This window comes from Burkholderia cepacia (assembly GCF_001039005.1).
Taxonomy (GTDB): Bacteria; Pseudomonadota; Gammaproteobacteria; order Burkholderiales; family Burkholderiaceae; genus Burkholderia; species Burkholderia theae.
The window spans coordinates 1-2,500 of the sequence record NZ_LDWR01000147.1; the positions used below are offsets into that span (position 1 = coordinate 1).

Annotated in this window: 2 protein-coding genes; both read left to right on the forward strand. The window is 56.4% G+C overall.

Annotated features, from left to right (window positions below; translation table 11 throughout):
* The first annotated feature begins 156 nt into the window (after window positions 1-156).
* Window positions 157-624: a type III secretion system chaperone gene (locus VL15_RS38800; protein ID WP_048252182.1), complete on the forward strand. Its 468-nt coding sequence runs from the start codon at window positions 157-159 to the stop codon at window positions 622-624.
* On the forward strand, window positions 608-2,464 hold the full coding sequence (locus tag VL15_RS38805) for a hypothetical protein (protein ID WP_048252183.1): 1,857 nt from the start codon (window positions 608-610) through the stop codon (window positions 2,462-2,464). The genes VL15_RS38800 and VL15_RS38805 overlap by 17 nt, the downstream gene beginning before the upstream one ends.
* Window positions 2,465-2,500: the final 36 nt, after the last annotated feature.

The window sequence follows — 2,500 nt, forward strand, 5'->3', positions numbered from 1 at the left end:
CGGTCAGCGCGGCGCGATTCGAGAGTGCGGCATCACACCCTTGTTTGCCAAGACCGGCTCGCCGCACGGCAGCGGCCTCGGCAAACCTCTCTTCGACGCTGATGAGACTCGTAAATCGAGTGAACGTGAATTTCTTCACATCAAGGAGGACGTACCATGAGTTTCCAGACCTTTCTCCAGTCCCTAGGTGCTGCCGCGCACGTGGATATCCGCGTCGCTGAACAGTCCGGGGGGTGCACGATCTGTTTCGATGAGCATTTGGAGGTGGTTTTTGAGCATGATGTCCAGAAAGATGTGGTCCGGGTGTTTGCCACGGTGTTTTGGCTCGATAGCCTGAGGCAGGATGCTCGTTCGCGCTTGTGCGAATTGCTGTTGCAACTACACCTGTTTGGTCTGTCGACAGACGGAAATTACTTCGGCTATGACCCGCAGTTAGAGAGGGTGATTCTATTTCGCAATATTCCGCTGGTCGTTGAAGATATTGTAGCCGTGACTGAGGTGGAATCATTCGTGAACCAACTCGAACGCTGGCAAAAAGGGCTGCTTGATTACGTCAGCAATGGCACGACGGAGGTGATACGGGGCGCTAACATGAAGGTGAGGCACAATGACATCCACCGTTAGAATTGGAGGCAAGGTGCTCGGCTTCGCCGCGCTGAATAAGTTCGATACACTAAATGCGGTGGTCAATAGGGTATCTAGGGGCAGTATTAATCGGGATACGCTGGCGCAAAGCATTCTGCGCGATGCCATCCACCTGGGCACCCAATACGCTATCGATCACAAGTTACTCGGGCAACGTTCTGCCGAGCTTGTCCCTTTGACTCGCGATGCGCTGATTGATAATGACTTGGCTCGGATGAAGATGGCCGTTGGGCAACTTGTCTCGAGTCCCATAGCCGAGGTGTACTCGCGAGACTCAGCGATGGTGAGGGCTGGAAAGGCTTTGCTGGCCAGCGCCGCAGGCTATGCTACAAGTACCGTTGGCGGCGCCTTGGTTGGAGACCACGCCGCAGAGAAGATTGTCGCTACGCATGTGAAGATGCACGGCTGGAAGCCGCTGGAAGACTACATGCGAACCGCTCTAGCCGGGACCGTTGGCGGCAATTTTATTGCGGGGCAGATCAAAGCCATTCTGACACGCACTATGGTGAAGCGTGAGTTTGAATCCCTTGACAGTGCCGTATACCGTATGTTTGCCGGGCAGGTGAACGAGTTTCTCACCGGAAGCGGCGACTACTTGAAACCGCTGCGGGAGTACGCTCCGGTACTGACGACCATCGGCGAAGCCATCGCACCATACTCCGGACAATTGCGGGACGGCGTTGACAATCTTGCGCAGAAGGTCCTTGGCCAACCGAAATTGGTGGACGCGCGCGAAGTCAGCGAGGCGGAGATCCAGTACGCTCGCGTGCACGGGAGACTGCCGCCAGCGATCAGAGCAGGGGCGGTAACGAAAGACACCACCGATCGTGCGATTACTGCGACGTTGTTGCGTGAGCGGATAGTTGCCTCCGAGCTGAGCAGAGGGGTTACATCTACCGAAACGGTGCAGGCCGAAATGGATGCCGCCCATCGGGACGAACGTATTGATGCCAATCGGCACGCTGTAGTCAGCAAACTCGTCGATATGCTTTCTGATGCGCAGCTGAAGCCGTTGGGCGTGCGCGGTGGCATTGATATGGCACACACTCTCACAGGCCAACTCGACCGAGTCGAGGCGCAAAGCCATTTCATCACCGATCTGCCGGACGATATTGCAGCGGCAATGTGCAATGCGTTGGCCTTGGCACCGACGGAGACCACTACCCTTAACGGCTTCGTGGTGGGTAGCGGCTACGCCGAGCACGCGGGAAAACTGCGCCTGACACTACCGAAGTCGGATTATGGTTACGCGGATGCGGCCATCGAGGGAGGTCGTGCCGTCGTCAGCTATAGCCGAAACCTGGTGGGAGGCCTGCTCGGTTCAGACATTGTGGGCGACCCCGCATATCAATCCTCTGCAGAGCTCCGACAACTCTACAACACATGCGGGCGCAGCGAAGAAATGCTGGCCACAGTTACTCGCTTTCTTGATCCTGAGTTTGCGAGAGCGGCATTATCGCGCGCTACATTGCAACAGATGCGTGAACCCGGTTCGGATTTGGTTATGGCAGGCGGCGCGTACTTGGCATTGCGCGATCCAAGTGCGCCTGAACTCCGCTTCGACGTACAACGTTTGTCTGGCATGGTGGCGGTTAGCATCGAAGCCATATGGAAAATTGATCGCTATGGCGAAACTCTTAACAACCTGCGTGAACCGGAGGGGGGCAAGCCTAGCCAGCTGACCTCGGCGGTGCGCATCACTATGAAGCCGGACCCAATGGACGGATCACCGGCCATTGCTTACCACCAGATGGGAGTGCTCGCTAGTGTGAACAACGTACTTCAATTCGACCTGAGCACCGGGGCACTCAAGCAATGACCACGAGGGACTTTGGCGCTAAGAGACGGTGTCATA